The sequence below is a fragment of the Pseudomonas sp. HMWF021 genome (assembly GCF_003061005.1).
In the GTDB taxonomy this organism is placed as follows: Bacteria; Pseudomonadota; Gammaproteobacteria; order Pseudomonadales; family Pseudomonadaceae; genus Aquipseudomonas.
This window is the reverse complement of the sequence record NZ_QAIK01000040.1, coordinates 56,750-79,497: the sequence shown is the minus strand read 5'-3', so window position 1 is coordinate 79,497 and position 22,748 is coordinate 56,750. Positions and strand designations below refer to the sequence as shown.

Below are 22,748 nucleotides of genomic sequence, written 5' to 3'. Positions count from 1 at the left end.
GCCCGCGATTCCACTCGACCACGCCGGGCACCAGTTCGGCGACCACCACTTCGGCGCTCTTGCCCAGATGCTTGAGCGCCGAGGCGAGGGTGAAGCCCATGCCCAGACCGCCGATCAGCACCCGTGAATCCGGCCGTCCGGCGACTTTGCGGCAAGGGATCTCGGCCAGTGCATCTTCCGAACCGTGCATGCGCGTGTTCATCAGTTGCCCGCCGTCGCCGCCCTGGATCTTGATGACGAAATCCTCGCCATACTCGAACAGGCACAGGGCGCCGCCGTTGTCAGGGATCGGCGTGGTGTCGAGCAGAACGAAACGTTTCATGGAAATCTCTACAAGGGGGGAAGGCAAGCAGGCCCGTTGGGAGTAGCCTGAGCGCAGACTAAAGGCCAAACGGAGCCCTTGATGAAGCGCACCATTCTAACGGTCATTGCCCTGGCCGCGCTCTCGATTACTGCAGTGCAGGCGCAGCAGACCATTCCGGTCAGCCCGACGCCGCAACCCGGCTCGCCGGGAACCGCCACGCCGACGCCGTATCCGCAAATCACTCCCATCAGCGCACCGAAGGCCGGTGCCGGCAGTGGCAGCCCACCACTGGTGCCGATCGAAATGCCCAGCCCGCCGAGCAAGGATCAACCGGTGCCAGGCATCGAACCGGGCGGCAGCAAGGCCAAATCCCCCGGCGGTTAAACCTGTTGCGCCGCCAGTTGGCCGTCGGCCATGCGCAGGCGTTTGGAGAGAGAGACGGCGAGGGCGCGGATGATCTTCGCAGCGATTTTCGGCGCGTCGTTGAGCATCTTTTCCAGCGAGTCCTTGCCCAGGTTGAGCAGTTGGCAGTTGCTCGCCGCGATGCAGGTGGCTGAGCGTCGTTCGCCGTCGAGCACGGCCATTTCCCCGAACGCCCGACCGCTGCGCAGGGTGGCCATGGTGATGATCTGGCCGTCGGGGCCAGTCTTCTGCACCGCGACCTGACCGGTGTGGAGGATGCACATGAAACTGCCGGCATCGCCCTCACGGAAAATCGCCTCGCCTTCAGCCACGGTGCTGATGCTGAAGTAGCCCGAGGCCGCAGCGAAGTCCGCCAGTTGCAATTGATCGAACAGGCCACAGTCCATCAGCCAGTCGCGAATTTCGTTGTTCAGCAGGGTGGGTTCTGACATGTCATTGCGGTCTTTTTGTTTTCACTGATTCCAGGCTTACACCGTCCACTGTAGGAGCTGCCGAAGGCTGCGATCTTTTGATCTTGTCTTTCAAAAAATCAAGATCAAAAGATCGCAGCCTTCGGCAGCTCCTACAGGGATCTGTGGTGTATCGGCCTCTTGGGTCTGGAATTAAGACCCAAGTGACCGACAGAGTTCCTCAGGCCAGGCCCAAAACCTTGAACACAAATGCATATTCGAGCGCTACGTCACGTAATCCCTGATAGCGCCCGCTCATTCCGCCGTGCCCGGCACCGAGTTCGGTCTTGAGCAGCAGCAGGTTGTCGTCGGTTTTGGTCGCGCGCAGTTTCGCCACCCACTTGGCCGCTTCCCAGTACTGCACGCGGCTGTCGTTGTAGCCGGCGATCACCAGGGTTGCCGGATAATTCTGCGCGGTGACGTTTTCGTACGGCGCGTAAGCCTTGATTCGCTCATAGACGTCCGGTTCTTCGGGGTTGCCCCACTCGTCGTACTCGGTGACGGTCAACGGCAAGTCCGGGTCGAGCATGGTGTTGAGTACGTCGACAAACGGCACTTCGGCAATCGCCACGCCGAACAGGTCCGGGCGCTGATTGAGCACCGCGCCGATCAACAAGCCGCCAGCGCTGCCGCCGCTGATCGCCAGTTTCTCGGCGGTGGTGATGCCGTTGAGGATCAGGAGTTCGGCGCAGGCAATGAAATCGCTGAAGGTGTTGTGCTTGTGGTCCTGCTTGCCGGCGCGATACCACGCTTCGCCCAGCTCACCGCCGCCACGCACGTGGGCGATGGCGAAGGCCATGCCGCGATCCAGCAGGCTCAAACGCGCGTGGGAGAACCACGGATCAAGGCTGGAGCCGTAGGCGCCATAACCGTACAGATACAGCGGCACCGGTTTGCCGACCATCTCGCGTTTCATCACCAGGCTGATCGGCACTTGCGTACCGTCCGGCGCCGTGGCCCACAGGCGTTGGCTGACGTAGGCGTCGGCATCGAACGGGCCGAGCACCGGGGTTTCTTTCAGGACGGTTTGCTCGCCGCTCGCGAGGATCAACTGGCGTACCTGAGCAGGACGGTTCAACGCCTCGTAACGCAGACGGATGCGGTCGCTCTCGAACTCCAGACTGTTTTGCACATAAAGGCTGTAGGTCGCATCCGGCAGTTGCACGCGATACGGCGTCTGGCCCTGTGGGTGAACTTCGATGACCGGCAAGCCGCCTTCGCGCAGGCTCAGGGTCATGGCCTCGGCGTTCAGCGTCACGCCGTCGAGCATCACCGTGTCGCTGTGCGGGACCAGTTGCTGCCAGTCGGCTTCGCTGGGCACGACACCGGTGTCCGCAGCCTGATACAGGGCGAAGTTGATGCCGTCGCGATTGGTGCGGATAAACCAGGTCCACACGCCATCCAGCGCGCCGTGGTCAACATCGTATTCGTGATCCTCGACCCGTGGCGCCATGCAAGTGAAGGGCAGGTGCGGCTGATGGGCGTCCAGTGCCCAGACTTCGCTGGTGGTCTTGCTGCCCAGGGTCAGCAGCAATTGCTGCTCGGAACTGGAACGGTAGCAATGCAGGAAGAAACGCCCGTCCGGTTCGTGGAACACCTCTTCGGCAGCGGTGCCGTCGAGGCGATAGCGAAACAGTTTGTGTGGGCGATGGGTGTCGTCGAGCACGCCGAAGAACAGGGTCAGGCTGTCGTTGGCCCAGGTCATGCTGCCGTCGCAGTCCTGGAATTCCAGTTCACTGACCTTGTCATTGGCCAGTTCCTTGACGAACAGCGTGTAGATCTCGTCGCCAGACGCATCGACGCTATAGGCCAGACGCTGGTGATCCGGGCTGATGCTGAACGCGCCGAGGGAGAAGAAGCCGCCGTTGGCCAGCACGTTGGGGTCGAGAAGCAGTTGCTCGCGGCTTTCATCGAGGGTCAGGCTGTCGTCGGCCGGACGCGGGCAGCGGTAATGCCGAGCGTATTCGTCGCCAGCGGTGGTGCGCGTGTAATACAGGTACGGCCCCCATGGTGAGGGCAGGGACAGGTCGGTTTCGAGGATCCGGCCCTTGATCTCTTCGAACAGGCTTTCGCGCAGGGCGGCCTGATCGGCGGTCTGTGCTTCCTGATAGGCGTTTTCAGCCTTGAGGTAGTCGAGCACCGCGTCGGTGTCGCGTTCCTGCAGCCAGGCATACGGGTCGGCACCGGCAGCCTTGTGGGCGATCGGGGCGCGGGTGACGTGGGCGGATTCGGGCATGGAAGGCTCTCGGACAATGTACGGGAATAGAGTGGTCGCAAGTCTTGAGACTGCCGCTTTCCCTGTAGGAGTGAGCCTGCTCGCGATGACGGATTACCAGACAACCTCAATGTTGAATGGGCTGACGCCATCGCGAGCAGGCTCACTCCTACAGGTCGTGTGTCTATTGGGACAAGCCTGACAGGCGAAAAGTCGTTACTATAAGCGCCTCTTTGCCTGCCTTGCCATGGACACCATGACCGAGAACGACTATCTGATCGCCTGGGGCCTCTACGCCTTTGCCGCTGTGGGCTGCCTGTTGGTATGGATGCGCCTGACCCGCTGGATGTGGCGCTGGCTGCGCGAGCCGCTGCGGGTGCTGATGGCGGTGTTGCTGTTCAGCCCGACCATCATTGACCCGGTGAAAGCCAAGGTCGCACCGTCGATCGCCATTACCGCGCTGGACCTGGCCTTCAAGGTCGGCAACAACGCCTGGCGGGCGATTTCCGACCTGTTCATGTACGGCATGATTGCGTTCGGCATCTACCTGATCTTCGTCTTGATCCGCTTCCCGATCGAACGCGCCTCCCGCGCCCGTCGCGAGCAGGCCGAAGCCGCCAAGGCTGCGGCGCGTGCCGATGATCGCGACGACGATCAGCCGTTCGGCGCTGCCGGTGATGACCGTTACGGTCGCCCGCCGGTGCCGAACAATCCGCAGCGCATGCGCGTCGAGCCGCGTCTGTAATCACGAGAGTCAGCACATGTGTGAACTACTGGGCATGAGTGCCAACGTGCCGACCGATATCGTGTTCAGCTTCACCGGCCTGATGCAGCGCGGCGGGCGAACCGGCCCGCACCGCGACGGCTGGGGCATCGCCTTCTATGAAGGTCGTGGCTTGCGCCTGTTTCAGGACCCGGCCGCCAGCAGCGAATCGGAAGTCGCCAACCTGGTGCAGCGCTATCCGATCAAGAGCGAAGTGGTCATCGGCCACATCCGCCAGGCCAACGTCGGCAAGGTCTGCCTTTCCAACACCCACCCGTTCGTCCGCGAACTGTGGGGGCGCAACTGGTGTTTCGCGCACAACGGCCAGCTCACCGATTTCACCCCGATCAAGAGTTTCTACCGCCCGGTGGGCGACACCGACAGCGAAGCGGCGTTTTGCGATCTGCTCAACCGCGTGCGTGCAGCCTTCCCGGAACCGGTCGATATAGAAGTGCTGCTGCCGGACCTGGTCGCCGCGTGTGCCGAATACCGCAGCAAAGGTGTGTTCAACTGCCTGCTCAGCGACGGCGACTGGCTGTTCTGCTATTGCTCGACCAAACTGGCACAAATCACCCGGCGCGCACCGTTCGGCCCGGCGCGGCTCAAGGATGTCGATGTGATCGTCGATTTCCAGGCGGAAACCACGCCCAACGACGTGGTCACGGTGATCGCCACCGAGCCTTTGACCGAAAACGAAACCTGGACCCGTTACCAACCGGGCCAATGGAGCCTGTGGCGACGCGGCGAATGCGTCAGCCAGGGCACGACCGAATAAAGGATCTCTCCTCGATGTTGCTCAGTTATCTACGGCTGGTGTTGTTTGCGGCGGGCCTGTTGATCGGTGTCCAGGTGCCGGGGTTCATCAACGATTACGCCAAACGCGTCGAAGCCCATCTGATCGAAGCGCAGACCGGTCTGCGCGGTTTTCAGGGCACCGCCGAGCAGTTCTTCAAGGGCGACTTGCAGGCGCTGGTCGCGCATTACCGCGCCAGTGACGACCCGGTATTCCGCAGCGATGCCGACAGCCTGAGCACCTTGCTCAACCGCCAGATAGCCCTGGATAAACAGTTCCAGGCGATGCAGGGCCCGTGGTACATCCGCTTTCTGCAAGTGGTGCTGGCCGCCGACCCGGACATCCGCAAGGAAACCTGGAACGGCTACAGCTACCAGATCCTGCTGACCCCGGAAGCGATGATCTGGGGCATGAGTGGCGCGTTGCTGCTGTCGTTCGGCATCGAGTGTCTGATTCGTCTGATTGACTGGGTGGTGCTCGGCGGCCGGCGGTTGCGCCAGAGCCGGCCGATAGAAGACCGCGACGTGCGCGGGTTGTAAAAGGTCAAGAGCAAAAGATCGCAGCCTGCGGCAGCTCCTACAGGGAAACGCATATTCCTGTGCAGGAGCTGCCGAAGGCTGCGATCTTTTGCTTTTCAGCTACTCAAGACAATGTACTTTTCACCGACCTTGCGCGCATACCCCTCCAGCACCTGCTGACACAACGTCACCATCTCCTCGACCCACTCAACGCCCACCCGCCACGACACCACCACCTGCAAATCCGGCGGTCGCTGATCGATATCGAGCAAGGTCAGCTCACCCCGCGCCAGCTCTTCAGCCACCAGCACCGGCGGCAGCACGCCAATACCGAATCCATCACGCAACAGCCGGGTAATCGCCGACACCGAATTCACGCAGTTCAGGCGCGGCGCCAACACACCGTTGGCCTGCATCAATGCGAGCAGGTCCTGATGCGGTCGGGAGTTTTTCGAGTAGGTGATGATCCGTTCCTGCGCCAGTTCGCCGAGGTCGGCGTAGTCGCGGTTGTAGATCGAATTGCTCGCAACGATCCAGCCCAGCGGATGGCTGGCCAGTGCCAGGCTGCGCACGCTTTCGTGGCGCACCAGATCAGTTTGCAGAACGATGTCGAGAAAGCCTTTTTGCAGCTGATCGCAGAGGTTCAGCGAGGTATCCGCCACCAGCTCGATTTCCACCCGTGGATACAGATCGGTCATCTGCGCCACCAACGGGCTGAGCCAGGTGTGGATCACCGTGTCCATCACGCCGATTCGCACCCGGCCGACCTTGCTTGAACGGGTCTCGATCGATTGCTTCAACGCCGACATCGTATCGAGCATCTGCTCGGCGTAATCCAGCACTTTCAGGCCTTCGGGCGTCAGGCTGACGCCGCGTGAATCGCGCAGAAACAGCTTCACCCCCAGCTCGCCTTCGAGCACCGCGATGCGGCTGGAAATCGACGCCTGGGTGGTGAACAGCTTGTCGGCGGTCAGGCGAAAACTCTTCAGCCGGGCGACCCAGACAAAGGTCTCGAGAAACTTCAGGTTCATGGCAACGGCTCGGGTGACAAATTTTTCTTATGCCTAAGGCGGGTTTTTATTCGTTGGACGCAGCAGGGCCGGGCGACGAAAAATCGGCGCATCCGGTTCCCACGATAGGCGTCGTCGGAACTTCGAACAAGACCAATAAAAGCCTGCGGAGACTTGCCATGCGTGCGCCCGACACCCTCGACCTCCCCAAGAGCACGGCCCGCCCCGGCCCGTTCGACTGGTATCGCAACATCAATCAGCAAGAGCGTCGTACCTTCTGGAGCTGCAAGATCGGCTATGGCCTGGACGGCATGGACACGCAGATGCTCAGCTTCGTGGTGCCGACCCTGATCGCCATGTGGGGCATCACCACCGGGCAGGCCGGGCTGATTCACACCAGCACCCTGATCGCCTCGGCCATCGGCGGCTGGGTCGCGGGGATTCTTTCCGACCGCATCGGCCGCGTGCGCACCCTGCAACTGACGGTGCTGTGGTTCGCCTTCTTCACCTTCCTCTGCGGTTTCGCTCAGAACTATGAACAGCTGCTGATCGCCCGCACCCTGATGGGCTTCGGATTCGGCGGCGAGTGGACCGCCGGCGCGGTGCTGATCGGTGAAGTGATCCGCGCCAAGGATCGCGGCAAAGCGGTAGGCATGGTGCAGAGCGGTTGGGCCTTGGGCTGGGGGCTGACGGCGATTCTGTATGCACTTTTGTTCTCGGTGCTGCCGCCGGAAGATGCGTGGCGTGCGCTGTTCATTCTCGGCATCGTCCCGGCGATTTTCGTGATCTTCGTGCGGCGTCTGGTGAAAGACCCGGAGATCTATCGCGAAGCCAAGGCGGCGCAAACTCCGCAGAATCCAGCGAAGTTCTACGAGATCTTCGCCCCCGGCATGCTGTTCACCACGTTTCGTGCGTCGCTATTGACTACCGGTGCGCTCGGCGGTTACTACGCGATCACTTCGTGGCTGCCGACCTTCCTCAAGAACGAACGCGGTTTGAGCGTGCTCGGCACCGGCGGGTATCTGGCGATGGTGATCGTCGGCTCCTACGTCGGCTATGTGATCAGCGCTTATCTCACTGATCTGCTCGGACGTAAAAAGAACTTCATCCTGTTTGCGGTCGGCTCGTTCACCATCGTTCTGCTGTACACGCAGATGCCGGTGAGCAACGGCGTGATGCTGTGGCTGGGCTTTCCGCTGGGCTTTTTCGCCTCGGGGATTTTCAGCGGCATGGGTGCGTTTCTCACCGAGCTGTTTCCAACGCGGATTCGTGGTTCGGGGCAGGGCTTCTGCTACAACATCGGCCGGGCGCTGGCGGCTCTGTTTCCGCTGCTGATCGGCCTGCTCAGCCAGAAGGTGCCATTGAGCGTCGGGATCGGCGCGTTTGCTGCGGTGTCCTACGGTGTGGTGATTCTTGCGGCGTTGAGCCTGCCGGAGACCCGTGGCAAGCAACTGGATGCGCAGTAACTGATAACCTGCCGGGCAAGCGTCCTACAGATAAAAAGACCAGAAGCTACAGGAGTGTTCACCGTGAGCCGCCTGCTATTGAATTGCGACATCGGCGAGAGTTTCGGCAGCTGGACCATGGGTCTGGACGCCGAGGTCATGCCCTTCATCGATTGCGCCAACATTGCCTGCGGGTTCCACGCCGGCGACCCAGGCATCATGCGCAAAACCGTCAGCCTGGCCCTGAGCCACGGCGTACAGATCGGTGCGCATCCTGCGTATCAGGATCTGGTAGGTTTCGGCCGGCGTTCCATGGCGTATTCCGCGCAAGAACTGCAAGACATCCTGCATTACCAGATTGGCGCCCTCGACGGCATCTGCAAGGCGCAGGGCGGGCGGGTCAGCTACGTCAAACCCCATGGCGCGATGTACAACGACATGATGGCCAACCCGGCACAGTTGCGGACGGTGATTCAGGCCGTGGCGGCTTACGATCGCAGCTTGCCGCTGATGCTCATGGCCACCCGCGACAACTCGGCGGCGCAACAGCTCGGTGACGAATATGGCGTGACCCTGTGGTTCGAAGCCTTCGCCGACCGCGCCTACGACAGCGCAGGTCGACTAGTCTCGCGGCAATTGCCAGGCGCGGTGCATCACGAGCCAGAAAAAATCATCGAACAAGCCCTGACCATCGCCCGTGGCGGCGACCTCGTCGCCAGCGACGGCAGCGCATTGCAATTGCAGGCCAACACCTTGTGCGTGCATGGCGACAACGCCAGTTCGGTGGCCGCCGTGCAGCGCATCCGTGAGGCCCTGAGTCAGCAGAGCGCGCCATGAACCCACGGATTGAAGTGGTGGCCCTGGACTGCCTGATGCTGCGTCTGTTCGATGAAATCGCCGAAACCAACATGCCGTGGATGCTCGCCGCCAGTGAGCGTTTGCGCGCGGTGTTCGGTGCACAGTTGATCGATCTGGTGCCGTCCTACACCACGTTGATGGTGCATTACGACCTGACATTATTGAATCCGGGCCAGGCGCGTGAATTGATCGCTGAAGCGTTGATCGACCTGTCGCCCAATGTGCGCACCGGCGGCCAGTGCCATGTGCTGCCGGTCTGGTACGACCTGAGTGTCGGCCCCGAACTGAGCTTGTTGGCGCAGCGCAGCGGGTTGGCGGTGGAGGAGGTGATCCGCCGCCACAGTGCTCGCGAATACCAGGTGTTTGCCCTCGGCTTTGCGCCGGGGTTCGCCTTCATGGGGCTGGTGGAGGACGTGCTGGCAGCGCCCCGTCTGGACACCCCACGCAAGAAAGTCGCGGCCGGCAGCGTCGGGATCGCCGAACGGCAGACCGCCGCCTATCCGGTGGTATCCCCCGGAGGTTGGAACCTGATCGGTCGCACCCCGGCGAAACTGTTCGACCGTCATCGCGACGGCTATAGCCTGATGCAGCCCGGCGACACCGTGCGCTTCGAAGCGGTGAGCCACGCCGAGTTCATCAACCTGGGCGGCGATGACACGCCACTGGAGGCGCTGACATGAGCCGACTGACGATTGAAGCCAGCACGCCGCTGTGCCTGTTGCAGGACGCCGGGCGCTTCGGCGTGCGCCATTTGGGCGTGACCCAGGGCGGTGCCGCGGACTGGAGTTCGATGAGTTGGAGCAATTGGTTGCTCGGCAATGCGCTGGATCTGCCGGTGATCGAAATCACCCTCGGCGGGTTTGCCGTGGTGGCGCAGGAAGATTGCACGCTGGGGCTGGCCGGGGCGGATCTCGGTGCGCAGATCGATGGTCAGCCGCTGGCGCCGTGGCGCAGTTTCAAACTGGGCAAGGGGCAAACATTGCAGTTCACCCAACCGTTGCTCGGCGCCCGGGCTTATCTGGCGGCCCCCGGTGGTTTCGACGCGCCGCAGGTGCTGGGCAGCAGTGCCACGGTGGTGCGCGAAGAGCTCGGCGGGCTGGATGGCATGGGGTTGCCGCTGACCAAGGGCGCGACGTTGAGTTATCGCGGTGCGGTTCTGCAGGTGCGTGAAGTGCCGCTGGCGCATCGACCTGATTTACGGCTGGATACGCCGCTGGATCTGGTGCTCGGCGCACAGGTCGGCCAGTTCAGCGGGCAGAGTCTGTTTGATGTATTCAACAGCCCTTGGACGCTCGACAGTCGCGCAGATCGCATGGGCATTCGGTTGTTGGGCAAGGCGTTGCAATATCAGGGGCAGCCGATGATTTCCGAAGGAATACCGCTTGGAGCGGTGCAGGTGCCGCCGGACGGGCAGCCGATCGTGTTGCTCAATGATCGACAGACCATTGGCGGGTATCCACGGTTGGGAGCGTTGACGCCATTGGCGCTGGCGCGGCTGGCGCAGTGCCTGCCGGGGGCGCAGGTGCGGTTGCGGCCGGTGGTGCAGGAAGTGGCGCACCGCGAGCATGTCGAGTATTTGCAGCGCTTTGGTTGAAGATCAAAAGATCGCAGCCTGCGGCAGCTCCTACAGGGAAACGCGAATTCCCCTGTAGGAGCTGCCGCAGGCTGCGATCTTTTGCTTTTATTTGGACAGGAAGCGCATCCCTTCTTCCAACCCGCGCAGGGTCAGCGGATACATCTGATCCTCGATCAAATCGCGCACGATATTGGTCGACGAGGTATAGCCCCACGTGTCCTTCGGATACGGATTGATCCAGATGAGCTTCTTGTACTTCTCCATGAACCGCTGCATCCACAGGTAACCCGGCTCTTCGTTCCAGTGCTCGACGCTGCCGCCGGCCTGGGTGATTTCGTAGGGCGCCATGGCGGCGTCACCGATGAAGATCACTTTGTAGTCGGCGCCGTACTTGTGCAGCAAATCCTGGGTCGAGAAACGCTCGGACGTGCGGCGCAGGTTGTTCTTCCACACCGACTCATAAATGAAGTTGTGGAAATAGAAATATTCCAGATGCTTGAACTCGGTCTTGCAGGCCGAGAACAGCTCCTCGCAGATCTTCACGTGCGCATCCATCGAGCCGCCGATGTCGAACAGCAGCAACAGCTTGACCGTGTTGCGCCGCTCCGGACGCATCTGGATGTTCAGCAGGCCGGCGTCCTTGGCGGTGTGGTCAATGGTGCCGTCGATGTCCAGCTCTTCCGCCGCACCTTGCCGGGCGAATTTGCGCAGACGCCGCAGGGCGACCTTGATGTTGCGCGTGCCCAGCTCCACCGAATCGTCGAGGTTCTTGTACTCGCGCTGATCCCAGACCTTGACCGCTTTGCCCTGACGCTTGCCGGCATCGCCGACCCGAATGCCTTCCGGGTTGAAGCCGCCGGAGCCGAACGGACTGGTACCGCCGGTGCCGATCCATTTGTTGCCGCCAGCGTGGCGCTCCTTCTGTTCTTCCAGACGCTTCTTGAACTCTTCGATCAGCTTGTCGAGACCGCCGAGGGACTGAATCTGCGCGCGTTCCTCATCGGTCAGCGAACGCTCGAACTCCTTGCGCAGCCAGTCTTCGGGAATCAGCGCCTGCAAGTGATCGTCGAGTTTTTCCAGGCCATTGAAGTAGGCGCCGAACGCACGGTCGAATTTGTCGAAATGCCGTTCGTCCTTGACCAGAATCGCCCGCGACAAGTAATAGAACTCGTCCATGTCGGCGAAGGTAACGCGTTGTTTCAGCGCGTTGATCAGGTCGAGCAGCTCGCGCACCGAGACCGGCACCTTGGCTGCACGCATTTCATTGAACAGGTTGAGCAACATGGCATCAGCCTCTTAGCGAGAACCGCGACGGCTCATGAACGCCAGGCGCTCAAGCAACTGCACGTCCTGCTCGTTCTTTACCAACGCACCGGCCAATGGCGGAATGGCCTTGGTCGGATCGCGCTCGCGCAGCACCGCTTCGCCGATGTTGTCGGCCATCAGCAGCTTCAGCCAGTCCACCAGTTCCGAGGTCGACGGCTTCTTCTTCAGGCCCGGCACCTTGCGCACGTCGAAGAACACGTCCAGCGCTTCGCTGACCAGGTCTTTCTTGATGTCCGGGTAGTGCACGTCGACGATTTTCTGCAGGGTGATGCGGTCGGGGAAAGCGATGTAATGGAAGAAGCAGCGGCGCAGGAAGGCGTCCGGCAGCTCTTTCTCGTTGTTGGAGGTAATGATGATGATCGGGCGTTTTTTGGCCTTGATGGTCTCGTCGATCTCGTAAACGTAGAACTCCATCTTGTCGAGTTCTTGCAGCAGGTCGTTGGGGAACTCGATGTCAGCCTTGTCGATTTCGTCGATCAGCAGAATGACGCGTTCTTCGGACTCGAACGCCTCCCACAACTTGCCCTTCTTCAAGTAGTTGCGCACGTCGTGGACTTTTTCGTTGCCCAGTTGCGAGTCGCGCAGACGGCTGACCGCATCGTACTCGTACAGACCCTGATGGGCCTTGGTGGTGGACTTGATGTGCCAGGTGATCAGCTTGGCGCCGAACGATTCGGCCAGTTGCTCGGCGAGCATGGTCTTGCCGGTGCCCGGTTCGCCCTTGACCAGCAGCGGCCGCTCCAGGGTGATGGCGGCATTGACCGCCAGCTTCAGGTCATCGGTGGCGACGTAGGCCTGGGTGCCTTCGAACTTCATCTGCTAATCCTCGAACGGTAACGCCGACCTGCAAGGGCAGGGCCGGGGGCAAAAAATCGGATGCCCCGACTATAACGCGCAGCCCGGTCGACTGTGAACGCAGACGGCTTATTCAGTCTCTGAATGGGGCGTCACATGTTGACTCAGTTTCGGCTGATGGCCAGCATTCAGGCCTTGCCCATTTAAGATAGCCTCCAGGATGCCCACTAAATCTGTGGCGAGGGAGCTTGCTCCCGCTGGGCTGCGAAGCAGCCCCATCATCTGATGGAGGACTTGCGCTGATGTTACGGATGAAACGCCCCCGCCTGTCGGCGGTTCGTGTCTGGTCTGATTTTTGTCTGGAACTGACCTTTATCGATGATCAGCGATGGGTGGTCGATTTGAGTCAAGATCTTCAAGACGCTCCAACGCTCCAGCCGTTGCTGGATCCTGAGATATTCGCCTCTGTAATCCTGGGCGATCACGGCTGGAGTGTGGAATGGCCTGAACCGGATATTCAGATCGGCGCTGATACACTCTATTTGGAAATGCTGGCGCAGCGCTCTAGCCCGCATCCGGCTTAGGTCTTTCATACCGCGCATTAAAGGCCTGAATGAAGCCATTGCGCAAAATCTGCAAAAAGGCTTCGAACGCGCTGATGTTTTGCTGATGCACGTTGCCACTGAGCTCGACCTTGGTGGCGAACTGGTTTTTCGCCTGATTCTTCAGCACGGTTTCCGTGCCGCCGACGATGGCCTCCCAGACTGAGCGGAAGATGCTCTTGTCCTTGTTCTCCACGTCCTGCTGCCAGTTGAACACTTCGACATCGCGCAACAGTGGCTTGATGTATCCCGTGACCTGGGCTTTTTTCGCCTGGGCCTCGATGACCACGTCGCCGTGGCCGGCGTTGAAGTCGAACTTGCCGTAGGCCGAGGCGAAGTCGTTCATGCTCTTGAGTTCGATGTCGCGGGCGCGCAGGCGGAACTGGAAGTCCTCGAAGTTGCTCAGCGGATCGAAAGTGGCCGTGGTTTCCAGCGGTGCGTGGCCGAGCAGTCTGGCCTTGCCTTCGAAACGGGCGTCGCGTTTGCCCTGTTTATCGACCACGTTGGTCAGGTTGTAGATGCTGGCTTCGACGTTGGTGGCGTTCATGTTGACCGGCGGCTTGGAGTTGAAATTGCGGAAACTGATCTTGCCGTCGTGAATCTGCACTTCGTCCAGGGTGATCGGCAGCAACTTGCCCAGTTGCGCCCGCCAGTCGGTGCCTTTACCGGTCTGGGAATTCTGCTTGTTGGCCCCGCCATCGACAAAGTTGATCTCGGGATTGAAGAACTGCACCTGTGCCACCACGGCATGGTCGTACCACAGCGAGTGCCAACTGACCGCCAGATCGATCACGGGCGCGTTGACGAACGGCACCGGCACCTTGCCGTCGACCTTGACGATTTTCAGCCCGTTGATCTTGTAGGCGCCGCGCCACAAGGCCAGATCGACGTCGGTGATCTGGCCCCGGTAATCGCCCATGTCCGCCAGTTTGCCGTTCAGATAGTCGCGCACCATGTAGGGCAGGGCGATGTGCAGGGCGATCAGCAATACAACGACGATGGCGAAGATCCCTAGTGGCCAACTGTAGCGACGCTTCATGGTGTCAATTCCCGAACGATGTAAGCGATTGACTGTTACGCGGCGCAGACGTTCGACCCGACTGGACTGCGCCAGGCAACAGGCATACCTTGGAACGCTGAATTCAATGCTGCATAAGGACCCAGCCATGAGCCGTATTTTCGCTGACAACGCCCATTCCATCGGCAACACGCCGCTGGTGCAGATCAACCGCATCGCGCCACGCGGTGTGACCATCCTGGCCAAGATCGAGGGGCGCAACCCTGGTTATTCGGTCAAGTGCCGGATCGGCGCGAACATGATCTGGGACGCCGAAAGCAGCGGCAAACTCAAACCGGGCATGACCATCGTCGAGCCGACCTCCGGCAATACCGGCATTGGTCTGGCTTTCGTTGCGGCGGCCCGTGGTTACAAATTGATGCTGACCATGCCGGCTTCGATGAGCATCGAACGGCGCAAAGTCTTGAAAGCACTGGGCGCGGAACTGGTTCTGACCGAACCGGCCAAGGGCATGAAAGGCGCGATCGAGAAGGCCGACGAAATTGTTGCCAGCGACGCCGACAAATACTTCATGCCGTCGCAGTTCGACAATCCTGCCAACCCGGCGATTCATGAAAAAACCACCGGTCCGGAAATCTGGAACGATACCGATGGTGCGGTGGATGTGCTGGTGGCCGGCGTCGGGACGGGTGGCACCATCACCGGCGTGTCGCGCTATATCAAGAACACCCAGGGCAAACCGATCCTGTCGGTGGCGGTGGAACCGGTGTCTTCGCCGGTGATCAGTCAGGCGCTGGCGGGAGAGGAGATCAAGCCAAGTCCGCACAAGATTCAGGGGATTGGCGCCGGTTTCGTGCCAAAGAACCTCGATTTGTCGATGGTCGATCGGGTGGAACAGGTCACCGATGACGAATCCAAGGCCATGGCGTTGCGCCTGATGCAGGAAGAAGGGATCTTGTGCGGTATCTCGTGCGGCGCGGCCATGGCCGTAGCGGTGCGCTTGGCAGAGACTCCGGAGATGCAGGGCAAGACCATTGTGGTGATTTTGCCGGACTCCGGTGAACGCTATCTGTCGAGCATGTTGTTCAGTGATCTGTTCACCGAACAGGAGAATCAGCAGTAAGCCCATTGATTCAGATCAGCCAGGGTTCAGGATCGTTATGCTAATAAATGCTTTGTTGCGCAATTCTTAACACTGAATCTTGGATCGGGCGGGTTTTTCCCGAGGCCGGTAGTGTTTATCATGGCCGGCTGCCATGCCGAGTAAAGGGCCTTGCGCAGCGTTGTCTTTATTCAAGGAGTCGTTGATGACCTTTTCGTTAGCCGCCAAGGTGTTGGTGTTGCTGCTGTTTGTGGGCAGCATCCTCTATGTGCATTTGCGCGGCAAGGCGCGTCTGCCGGTCCTGCGTCAGTTCGTCAACCACTCGGCGCTGTTCGCTCCGTACAACGCGCTGATGTACCTGTTCTCCGGCGTGCCGTCCAAACCGTATCTGGATCGCAGCAAGTTTCCCGAGCTGGATGTGCTGCTCGATAACTGGGAAACCATTCGCGACGAGGCCATGCACCTGTTCGACGAGGGCTACATCCGCGCCGCCGAAAAGAACAATGACGCCGGTTTCGGCTCGTTCTTCAAGAAGGGCTGGAAGCGTTTCTACCTCAAGTGGTACGACAAACCGTTGCCGTCGGCCGAAACCCTGTGCCCGAAAACCGTGGCACTGGTCAGTGCGATCCCTAACGTCAAGGGCGCGATGTTCGCGCTGTTGCCGGGTGGCAGCCACTTGAACCCGCACCGTGACCCGTTTGCCGGCTCGCTGCGTTATCACCTGGGCCTGTCGACGCCGAACTCCGACGACTGCCGGATCTTCGTCGACGGCCAGGTCTACGCCTGGCGCGACGGTGAGGACGTGATGTTCGACGAGACCTACGTGCACTGGGTCAAGAACGAAACCGAACAGACCCGCGTCATCCTGTTCTGCGACGTCGAACGCCCATTGAGCAACCGCCTGATGACCCGCATCAACCGCGCCATCAGCGCCTGGCTGGGACGCGCCACCGCGCCGCAGAACCTTGATGACGAACGTGTCGGCGGCATCAACCAGGCGTACGCCTGGAGCAAGAACTTCAGCGACCGGTTCAGCGGCGTGGTCAAACAGTGGAAACGCCGCAATCCCAAGGCCTACCGCGTCCTGCGCCCGGTGCTGGCGGTGGTGGTGCTGACATTGCTGGGGTATTGGCTGTTTGGTTGAGGCTGGATGTTGAAATAAAAAAACCGCTCTTTGTGAGCGGTTTTTTATTGTCTGAGTCAGCGGCGTCCAGCGAGAACGTTGGGTTCGTCTTCTATGCCTGTAATCAGTAGTTGCAGAAAACGCTGCTGATTGGCAGATAGATTGGAGGAGACAATCGTTCCTTCCGTTTTGGTTGATCTTTTCCTGGTGGGGGATTTCTTGACTGATTTGCGCATGTTCCCTCCCTCATTGATCATTACTTGAGCTGTTTTCACCATACGTTACTCTCCACTGCGAGGACAAGACGACCTTCCAAATCAAATTTGAAGCCGAGCTTTGTATAGACAGGAATTGCTCCTTGCATCGGCTCCTGGACTTCTATGAAGTTGCTACCGATTATTTGGGCGAACTCATCGATAACCATCATCGCCAAGGTCCCGATACGATTTTTCAGCGGGTGAGAATCCCCGGGTCGCCCTTCCAATCGGACGATTCGAATACGTTGGCGGCTTTTGTTCGGATTGACGAAACACAGTCCGCAAAGCTGTTCTTCAAACCAGATCGCGATATCCAGAGACAGGGGTTCTCGTGACTTCCATGCGGCAACCTCTCGCCAGCAAAAAAGTGGATTCTCCCAAAGCTCGAACGCGCTCAGTGCTATGGCATCAATGGGTTCGAAGCGTACTTTCGACAAGTCTTGCCCTGCTGGAAGCTGTAATAGAGCTTTAGCGATGCTTGCCTGTTTCCTGGCCTGCGACTTGTACAACTGATACCGCAAATTCGTCCGTTCCCTTGGCATGTGATCCCGAGCATTCCCTGTCTCCCCATCAATGGGCGTGGCCGTTGCTCATCAGCCTATGCGCCCGGCATCGCGCTGTCCCTGCTGGCCCTTTGTCCAAATCATTGCAATCCATGTCCCGCGCTGGTTATAGTCGGCGCTCGTGAATCAGCTGATTCACGTTTCAAACCCTTCAAAAAAGATCAGTCCCAATGCCTGCATTCCTCATCAACGCGGTAGTCGATTCAGCGGTCAACGCTGGCGTCGTGCCGTGCGGGAATCAGCAGCCCGGGCAGATCAGTCATTACCCTCCACCTGTCAGTAGCACGCCGGTGTGCGCAGTCGTATCACCGCCGGGCGTTGGCGTTTCGGGCTGATCGGCATTCTCTGCTGACCCCCGCGCCCGCCAGATCAACTACTGAATTTCAGCTACGGCTGAGTTGGCTATTTGCCTGACTACAGGTGGTATTCATGTTTGTCCTTTCGAAAAAGTCCGCGCTCGCGGCGACGTCCACGAGCCTGTTCGTTCTGCTGTGGAGCAGCGGGGCGATTTTCTCCAAATGGGGGCTGGCCCACGCGTCGCCCTTTGCCTTTCTGCTGATTCGTTTTGTGATCGCGCTGTTTGGGTTGCTGCTGTTGGCGCCGCTGCTCAAGTTGAAGTTGCCCAAGGGTGGCAGGCCGATGTTGTTTGCGATTGCCACCGGAGTGGTTTTGTTGGGGGCTTATCAGATTTTCTATCTGCTGGCGCTCAACACCAAAGTCACGCCGGGGGTAATGGCGACCATCATGGGCGTGCAGCCGATCCTCACCGTGGTGTTGATGGAGCGCCAGCGCTCGGCGAGTCGGATGTTCGGCCTGGCGCTGGGGCTGGCCGGGCTGATCATGGTGGTTTACCAGGGGATCGGCTTGGCCGGGATGTCCTGGGCGGGCATGCTGTTCGGCCTGCTCGCGCTGGCGAGCATGACCCTGGGTTCGATCATGCAGAAACGCATCACCGACAATCCCCTGGGCACGCTGCCGGTGCAGTACCTGGCCGGGCTGCTGTTGTGCGCGACGTTCGTGCCGTTTCAGCCGTTCCACTTTGAACACAGCGCAGGTTTCATCGTGCCGGTGTTGTGGATGGGGCTGGTGGTGTCGGTGCTGGCGACGCTGTTGCTGTATCGCTTGATCGCCCGGGGCAATCTGGTCAACGTCACCAGTCTGTTCTATCTGGTGCCGGCGGTGACGGCAGTGATGGATTATCTGATTTTCGGCAATCGTCTGGCGGCGTTGAGCGTGCTGGGGATGCTGTTGATCATTGTGGGGCTGGTGTTTGTGTTCCGTAAATTTGCTTGAAAACCCACCAGGCTGACCCAGGCATTTATGGTGTCTGGGGCGGCCTCTTCGCGAGCAAGCCCGCTCCCACAGGAGGAACTCATTCCAAAGGTGGGAGCGGGCTTGCTCGCGAAGACTGACTTGTTAACGCCGCAAAATCAGCGGACTGTTGCTGCAGCAGGTTTCACCACCGCAGGCTTCAACACCAGCCACAACGCCAGCGCAATCAACACCCCGCCATACAGGTGCGCCATCGACAACGGCTCATCCAGCAGCACCGCGCCCCACAACACGCCGAACGCCGGAATCATGAAGGTCACGGTCATCGATTTGACCGGGCCGATGGAGCTGAGCAGGCGGAAATAGATGATGTAGGCGAATGCCGTGCAACCCAGGCCCAGGCCCAGCAGCGACAGCCAGACATTCCAGCCGCCCCAGCTTGCCGGTGGCGCGGTGATCACGCTGTAGCCGAACAACGGCAAGAGAAACAGTGAGGCACCGAGCATGCTGCCCACCGCCGAAAGGCGACTGTCGAGCCCACCGCTGTGATCCAGCCAGCGACGGGTGAGAAATCCGGCGAAACCATAGCAGGTGGTGGCGAGCAGGCAGGCGAGGGCGCCCAGCAGCAGTTCCAGATCGAAGGCCACCGGCCCTGCACGCGTCAACACGCCGACACCGAACAGGCCCAGAAACACACCCGTCAGCTTCGCGACAGTGAGTTTTTCACTGAAAAACAACCCGCCGATCAACACGCCCATCAGCGGCGTGGTGGCGTTGAAGATCGCCGAGTAACCCGCCGGCAACACCTGCGCCGCCACCGAATACAGCGTCGCCGGGATCCCCGAGTTGATCACGCCCAGCAGCATCACGGTTTTCAGTTTGCCCTTGAAATCCCAACTGATACGCATCAGCCCGAGAATCACCAGCAAGCCCACGGCTGCAATCGACACCCGAAAGAACGCGGTCGGAATCGTACCGATCACCGGCGCAATGATGCGCATGAACAGAAAACTCGCGCCCCAGATGGCTGCCAGCGACAACATGCGGAAAATATCGACAGCGCTCACGATGGCACTCCTTCCTTGATCGGGACGAGAGTGTTGCCGAGCGCCCTGAGGATGGCAACCGCTAATCGGGCATTTAATTGCACACGCCGCTGTGTCCGGCAAAAAACAACGAAGGACGGCTGCGCTCGGCTTTTGGCAGAAATTGCACTTTTCCTGCACGGGCATCAGTGGCTAAGCTCAGGCACAGATTTCCACTTGCACGCCGAGGTCTCATCTATGCCGCAGCAATGGCCAGCCACCGACATCGCCCGCATGATCCTCGATGGTTTTGACGATTACCGCGAGCATTTCCGGCGGATCACCGACGGTGCGCGCGAGCGCTTCGAGCAGGCGCGCTGGCAGGAGACGCAGACCGCGTCGGCGGCGCGGATCAACCTCTACGAGGAAAAGGTCGGCGAGACCATCACCCGTCTGCGCGAATATTTCGACGATGAGACGCTGATGAATGTCAGTTGCTGGCCGTTGGTGAAAAGCGCCTACATCAGCGTGATCGACCTGCGCTTCGACGATGAGTTGTCCGAGACCTGGTACAACTCGATCTTCTGCGGGCTGTTCAGCCACGACCTGATCAGCGACGGCTGCATGTTCATCCACACCACCCGGCCGAGCCTGCGCCGCGCCCGTGCTGCGCAAACCCGCACCTACAAGCCCCAGGGGCAGTTGTCATCGATGCTCGCGAGCATCTTTGCCGACTACCGCTTCAGCGAGGATTACGCCGATCTGCCCGGCGACCTGCAGCGCCTCGAAGCGCAACTGCGCGAGAACCTGCCGGACTGGGTGTGCAAGGACCCGGAGCTGAGCGTCGAGCTGTTTTCTTCGGTGTTGTACCGCAACAAGGGCGCCTATCTGGTCGGGCGCATCTACACCCGCGACGAGCAGTGGCCGTTGGTGATTCCATTGCTGCACCGCGAAGGCCGCGGAATTCAGATCGACGCGCTGATCACCGACGAGGCCGACGTGTCGATCATTTTCTCTTTCACCCGTTCGTATTTCATGGTCGATGTGCCGGTGCCGGCGGAGTTCATCGGCTTCCTGCGGCGCATCCTGCCGGGCAAGCACATCGCCGAGCTGTACACCTCGATCGGTTTCTACAAGCACGGCAAATCCGAGTTCTACCGTGCGCTGATCAATCACCTGGCCAACACCGACGACCAGTTCATCATGGCCCCCGGCGTGCGCGGCATGGTCATGAGCGTGTTTACCCTGCCGGGCTTCAATACCGTGTTCAAGATCATCAAGGACCGTTTCTCGCCGTCGAAAAACGTCGACCGCGCGACGGTGATCGAAAAATACCGTCTGGTGAAAAGTGTCGACCGGGTCGGACGCATGGCCGATACCCAGGAGTTCGCCGATTTCCGCTTTCCCCTGAGCAAGTTCGATCCGGCGTGTCTTGAAGAGTTGCTGGAAGTCGCGCCGTCCACGGTCTCGGTCGAAGGCGACACGGTGCTGATCCGCCACTGCTGGACCGAGCGCCGCATGACCCCGCTCAACCTTTATCTGGACAACGCCAACGAAGCCCAGGTGCGCGAAGCGCTGGAGGATTACGGCCTGGCGATCAAGCAACTGGCGGCGGCCAACATCTTCCCCGGCGACATGCTGTTGAAGAACTTCGGCGTCACCCGGCACGGGCGGGTGGTGTTCTACGACTACGACGAGATCTGCTTCCTGACCGAAGCCAACTTCCGCCACATCCCCGCGCCGCGTACGCCCGAGGACGAAATGGCCTCCGAGCCGTGGTACTCGATCGGGCCGCTGGATGTGTTCCCCGAAGAGTTTCCGCCGTTCCTGTTCGCCGATGCCGGGCAGCGCAAACTGTTCGATCAACTGCATGGCGAGCTGTACAACGCCGATTACTGGAAGGGCCTGCAGGAGGCGATCCGCGCCGGCAAAGTCATCGACGTCTTCCCCTACCGCCGCAAAGGCCTCGACAACGAATAACTCCCCCCTGTAGGAGCTGCCGAAGGCTGCGATCTTTTGACTTTGCTTTTCAAAAAACAACATCAAAAGATCGCAGCCTGCGGCAGCTCCTACAGGGGAAGCAGGTCAATCGAGGGCAAATCTGCGACAATCGGCCCCCTGCATAAACAGACGACCGAATTGCGTACCCGATGACCGACGAATCGCCCTCCATCGACAAACTGCTGAAAAACCTCGATCACGCCATGCTCGCCGACCGTCACCGGCTGCGGCGGCAGTTGCTTGAGCTGCGCAAGAAGCCCGACGAGGCCAAACTGGCCCAGTGGGTGGCGCGCATGCAGGCGTCCTGCGATCAGGTGCTGGCGCGCCGTGCCAGCCTGCCGGTGATTCGTTACGACGACAGCCTGCCGATTGCCGCCAAGCGCGATGAAATCAAGGCAGCGCTGGAGAAACATCAGGTGCTGATCATCGCCGGCGAAACCGGCTCGGGTAAAACCACCCAGTTGCCGAAAATCTGCCTGGAAATCGGTCGCGGCCAGCATGGCTTGATCGGCCACACTCAGCCGCGCCGGATCGCTGCGCGTAGCGTTGCCAGCCGGGTCGCCGAAGAACTCGGTACACCGCTGGGCTCTCTGGTCGGCTACCAGGTGCGTTTCGAAGACCAGAGTGATGCCAACACCCTGATCAAACTGATGACCGACGGTATTTTGCTGGCGGAAACCCAGAACGACCGTTATCTGGAACGCTACGACACGATCATCGTCGACGAAGCGCACGAACGCAGCCTGAACATCGATTTTCTGCTCGGTTACCTGAAAACCCTGCTGCCGCGTCGCCCGGATCTGAAAGTCATCATCACCTCGGCGACCATCGATCTGGAGCGTTTCTCCAAACATTTCGACGATGCGCCGATTGTCGAGGTGTCCGGCCGTACCTTCCCGGTGGACATCTGGTATCGCCCGCTGACGCTGGAGCAGGACGAAGAGGGCAACCGCGTCGAGGACGATCTGACCGTTGACCAGGCGATCCTCGCCACCCTCGACGAAATCGCCGCCTATGAGCGCAGCGAACGCCGCAGTCCGGGCGATGTGCTGGTGTTCCTGCCCGGCGAGCGCGAGATTCGCGATGCTGCCGACATGCTGCGCAAGGCCCAGCTCAAACACACCGAAATCCTGCCGCTGTACGCGCGCCTGTCGCCGGCCGAGCAGCAGCGGATTTTCCAGTCGCACCCTGGGCGGCGCGTGGTGCTGGCGACCAACGTTGCCGAAACCTCGCTGACCGTGCCGGGCATCCGTTACGTGATCGACAGCGGCACCGCGCGCATCAGTCGCTACAGCTACCGGGCCAAGGTT

General features: G+C 60.3%; 23 protein-coding genes and 1 pseudogene. 14 read left to right on the top strand and 10 right to left on the bottom strand.

The features are described from left to right. Positions 1-262, bottom strand: a pseudogene (locus tag DBR18_RS28720) (hypothetical protein); the annotation flags it as partial. A 141-nt stretch (positions 263-403) separates the two neighbouring features. Between DBR18_RS28720 and DBR18_RS04560 the strand changes: the two are divergent. After that, a complete protein-coding gene (locus DBR18_RS04560) occupies positions 404-688 on the top strand; it encodes a hypothetical protein (RefSeq protein WP_108589419.1) in 285 nt (94 codons plus the stop codon). Here DBR18_RS04560 and DBR18_RS04555 read toward each other — a convergent pair. Then, positions 685-1,158 (bottom strand): cyclic nucleotide-binding domain-containing protein, encoded by a 474-nt coding sequence (locus DBR18_RS04555; protein WP_108589418.1) that lies wholly within the window; start codon positions 1,156-1,158, stop codon positions 685-687. The two genes, DBR18_RS04560 and DBR18_RS04555, sit on opposite strands and share 4 nt — an antisense overlap. Positions 1,159-1,357: 199 nt before the next feature. Continuing rightward, positions 1,358-3,412 carry a S9 family peptidase gene (locus DBR18_RS04550; protein ID WP_108589417.1) on the bottom strand — a complete coding sequence of 685 codons (2,055 nt, stop codon included), beginning with the start codon at positions 3,410-3,412 and terminating at the stop codon, positions 1,358-1,360. 226 nt (positions 3,413-3,638) lie between these two features. Here DBR18_RS04550 and DBR18_RS04540 point away from each other — a divergent pair, with 226 nt between their 5' ends. Genes DBR18_RS04540 through DBR18_RS04530 form a run of 3 tightly spaced genes read left to right on the top strand, consistent with a single transcriptional unit; the run spans position 3,639 to position 5,486 of the window. Continuing rightward, on the top strand, positions 3,639-4,136 hold the full coding sequence (locus tag DBR18_RS04540) for a hypothetical protein (protein ID WP_064586450.1): 498 nt from the start codon (positions 3,639-3,641) through the stop codon (positions 4,134-4,136). 16 nt (positions 4,137-4,152) lie between these two features. Beyond that, entirely contained in the window at positions 4,153-4,929 is a 777-nt protein-coding gene (locus tag DBR18_RS04535; RefSeq protein ID WP_108589415.1) for a class II glutamine amidotransferase, read from the top strand. 14 nt (positions 4,930-4,943) lie between these two features. After that, entirely contained in the window at positions 4,944-5,486 is a 543-nt protein-coding gene (locus DBR18_RS04530; RefSeq protein ID WP_064586452.1) for a DUF2937 family protein, read from the top strand. 95 nt (positions 5,487-5,581) lie between these two features. Here DBR18_RS04530 and DBR18_RS04525 read toward each other — a convergent pair whose 3' ends face one another. Then, entirely contained in the window at positions 5,582-6,496 is a 915-nt protein-coding gene (locus DBR18_RS04525; protein ID WP_108589414.1) for a LysR family transcriptional regulator, read from the bottom strand. Between the two features lie 158 nt (positions 6,497-6,654). Here DBR18_RS04525 and DBR18_RS04520 point away from each other — a divergent pair, with 158 nt between their 5' ends. The 4 genes from DBR18_RS04520 (at position 6,655) to DBR18_RS04505 (ending at position 10,372) form a co-directional block, all read left to right on the top strand. Further along, positions 6,655-7,941 (top strand): MFS transporter, encoded by a 1,287-nt coding sequence (locus DBR18_RS04520; RefSeq protein ID WP_007969604.1) that lies wholly within the window; start codon positions 6,655-6,657, stop codon positions 7,939-7,941. 63 nt (positions 7,942-8,004) lie between these two features. After that, positions 8,005-8,757: a 5-oxoprolinase subunit PxpA gene (locus DBR18_RS04515; protein ID WP_108589413.1), complete on the top strand. Its 753-nt coding sequence runs from the start codon at positions 8,005-8,007 to the stop codon at positions 8,755-8,757. Beyond that, on the top strand, positions 8,754-9,458 hold the full coding sequence (locus DBR18_RS04510) for an allophanate hydrolase subunit 1 (protein WP_108589412.1): 705 nt from the start codon (positions 8,754-8,756) through the stop codon (positions 9,456-9,458). The genes DBR18_RS04515 and DBR18_RS04510 overlap by 4 nt, the downstream gene beginning before the upstream one ends. Continuing rightward, entirely contained in the window at positions 9,455-10,372 is a 918-nt protein-coding gene (locus tag DBR18_RS04505) for a biotin-dependent carboxyltransferase family protein (RefSeq protein WP_108589411.1), read from the top strand. The genes DBR18_RS04510 and DBR18_RS04505 overlap by 4 nt, the downstream gene beginning before the upstream one ends. A gap of 87 nt (positions 10,373-10,459) precedes the next feature. Here the strand turns inward: DBR18_RS04505 and DBR18_RS04500 are convergent, their stop codons facing one another. Continuing rightward, complete coding sequence (locus DBR18_RS04500; RefSeq protein WP_007969609.1) at positions 10,460-11,638, bottom strand: VWA domain-containing protein; 1,179 nt, start codon at positions 11,636-11,638, stop codon at positions 10,460-10,462. 12 nt (positions 11,639-11,650) lie between these two features. Continuing rightward, complete coding sequence (locus DBR18_RS04495) at positions 11,651-12,496, bottom strand: MoxR family ATPase (RefSeq protein WP_108589410.1); 846 nt, start codon at positions 12,494-12,496, stop codon at positions 11,651-11,653. 290 nt (positions 12,497-12,786) lie between these two features. Here DBR18_RS04495 and DBR18_RS04490 point away from each other — a divergent pair, with 290 nt between their 5' ends. Beyond that, the gene (locus tag DBR18_RS04490) at positions 12,787-13,059 is read left to right on the top strand and encodes a DUF2442 domain-containing protein (RefSeq protein WP_256588536.1); all 273 of its coding nucleotides are present in this window, start codon (positions 12,787-12,789) and stop codon (positions 13,057-13,059) included. On the opposite strand, the gene DBR18_RS04485 is transcribed toward DBR18_RS04490, so the two are convergent. Beyond that, complete coding sequence (locus DBR18_RS04485) at positions 13,040-14,116, bottom strand: DUF748 domain-containing protein (RefSeq protein WP_108589409.1); 1,077 nt, start codon at positions 14,114-14,116, stop codon at positions 13,040-13,042. The two genes, DBR18_RS04490 and DBR18_RS04485, sit on opposite strands and share 20 nt — an antisense overlap. 127 nt (positions 14,117-14,243) lie before the next feature. Between DBR18_RS04485 and cysK the strand changes: the two genes are divergently transcribed. Both cysK and DBR18_RS04475 read left to right on the top strand, forming a co-directional pair. Continuing rightward, a complete protein-coding gene (gene cysK / locus DBR18_RS04480; protein WP_108589408.1) occupies positions 14,244-15,218 on the top strand; it encodes a cysteine synthase A in 975 nt (324 codons plus the stop codon). Positions 15,219-15,402: 184 nt separating this feature from the next. Beyond that, positions 15,403-16,341, top strand: a complete 939-nt coding sequence (locus DBR18_RS04475) for an aspartyl/asparaginyl beta-hydroxylase domain-containing protein (protein WP_108589407.1) — start codon at positions 15,403-15,405, stop codon at positions 16,339-16,341. 56 nt (positions 16,342-16,397) lie between these two features. On the opposite strand, the gene DBR18_RS04470 is transcribed toward DBR18_RS04475, so the two are convergent. Continuing rightward, the gene (locus DBR18_RS04470; protein WP_256588535.1) at positions 16,398-16,556 is read right to left on the bottom strand and encodes a hypothetical protein; all 159 of its coding nucleotides are present in this window, start codon (positions 16,554-16,556) and stop codon (positions 16,398-16,400) included. A 35-nt stretch (positions 16,557-16,591) separates the two neighbouring features. Then, a complete protein-coding gene (locus tag DBR18_RS04465; RefSeq protein ID WP_371921067.1) occupies positions 16,592-17,014 on the bottom strand; it encodes a hypothetical protein in 423 nt (140 codons plus the stop codon). Positions 17,015-17,569: 555 nt separating this feature from the next. Here DBR18_RS04465 and DBR18_RS04460 point away from each other — a divergent pair. Beyond that, positions 17,570-18,433 (top strand): DMT family transporter, encoded by an 864-nt coding sequence (locus DBR18_RS04460; protein WP_108589404.1) that lies wholly within the window; start codon positions 17,570-17,572, stop codon positions 18,431-18,433. A 137-nt stretch (positions 18,434-18,570) separates the two neighbouring features. Here DBR18_RS04460 and DBR18_RS04455 read toward each other — a convergent pair whose 3' ends face one another. Continuing rightward, positions 18,571-19,479 carry a DMT family transporter gene (locus DBR18_RS04455; protein ID WP_108589403.1) on the bottom strand — a complete coding sequence of 303 codons (909 nt, stop codon included), beginning with the start codon at positions 19,477-19,479 and terminating at the stop codon, positions 18,571-18,573. A 216-nt stretch (positions 19,480-19,695) separates the two neighbouring features. Here DBR18_RS04455 and aceK point away from each other — a divergent pair, with 216 nt between their 5' ends. Beyond that, a complete protein-coding gene (gene aceK, locus DBR18_RS04450) occupies positions 19,696-21,417 on the top strand; it encodes a bifunctional isocitrate dehydrogenase kinase/phosphatase (protein ID WP_108589402.1) in 1,722 nt (573 codons plus the stop codon). 170 nt (positions 21,418-21,587) lie between these two features. Beyond that, positions 21,588-22,748 (top strand): helicase-related protein (locus tag DBR18_RS28715; RefSeq protein WP_256588534.1); only part of this gene is annotated, 1,161 nt, incomplete at its 3' end.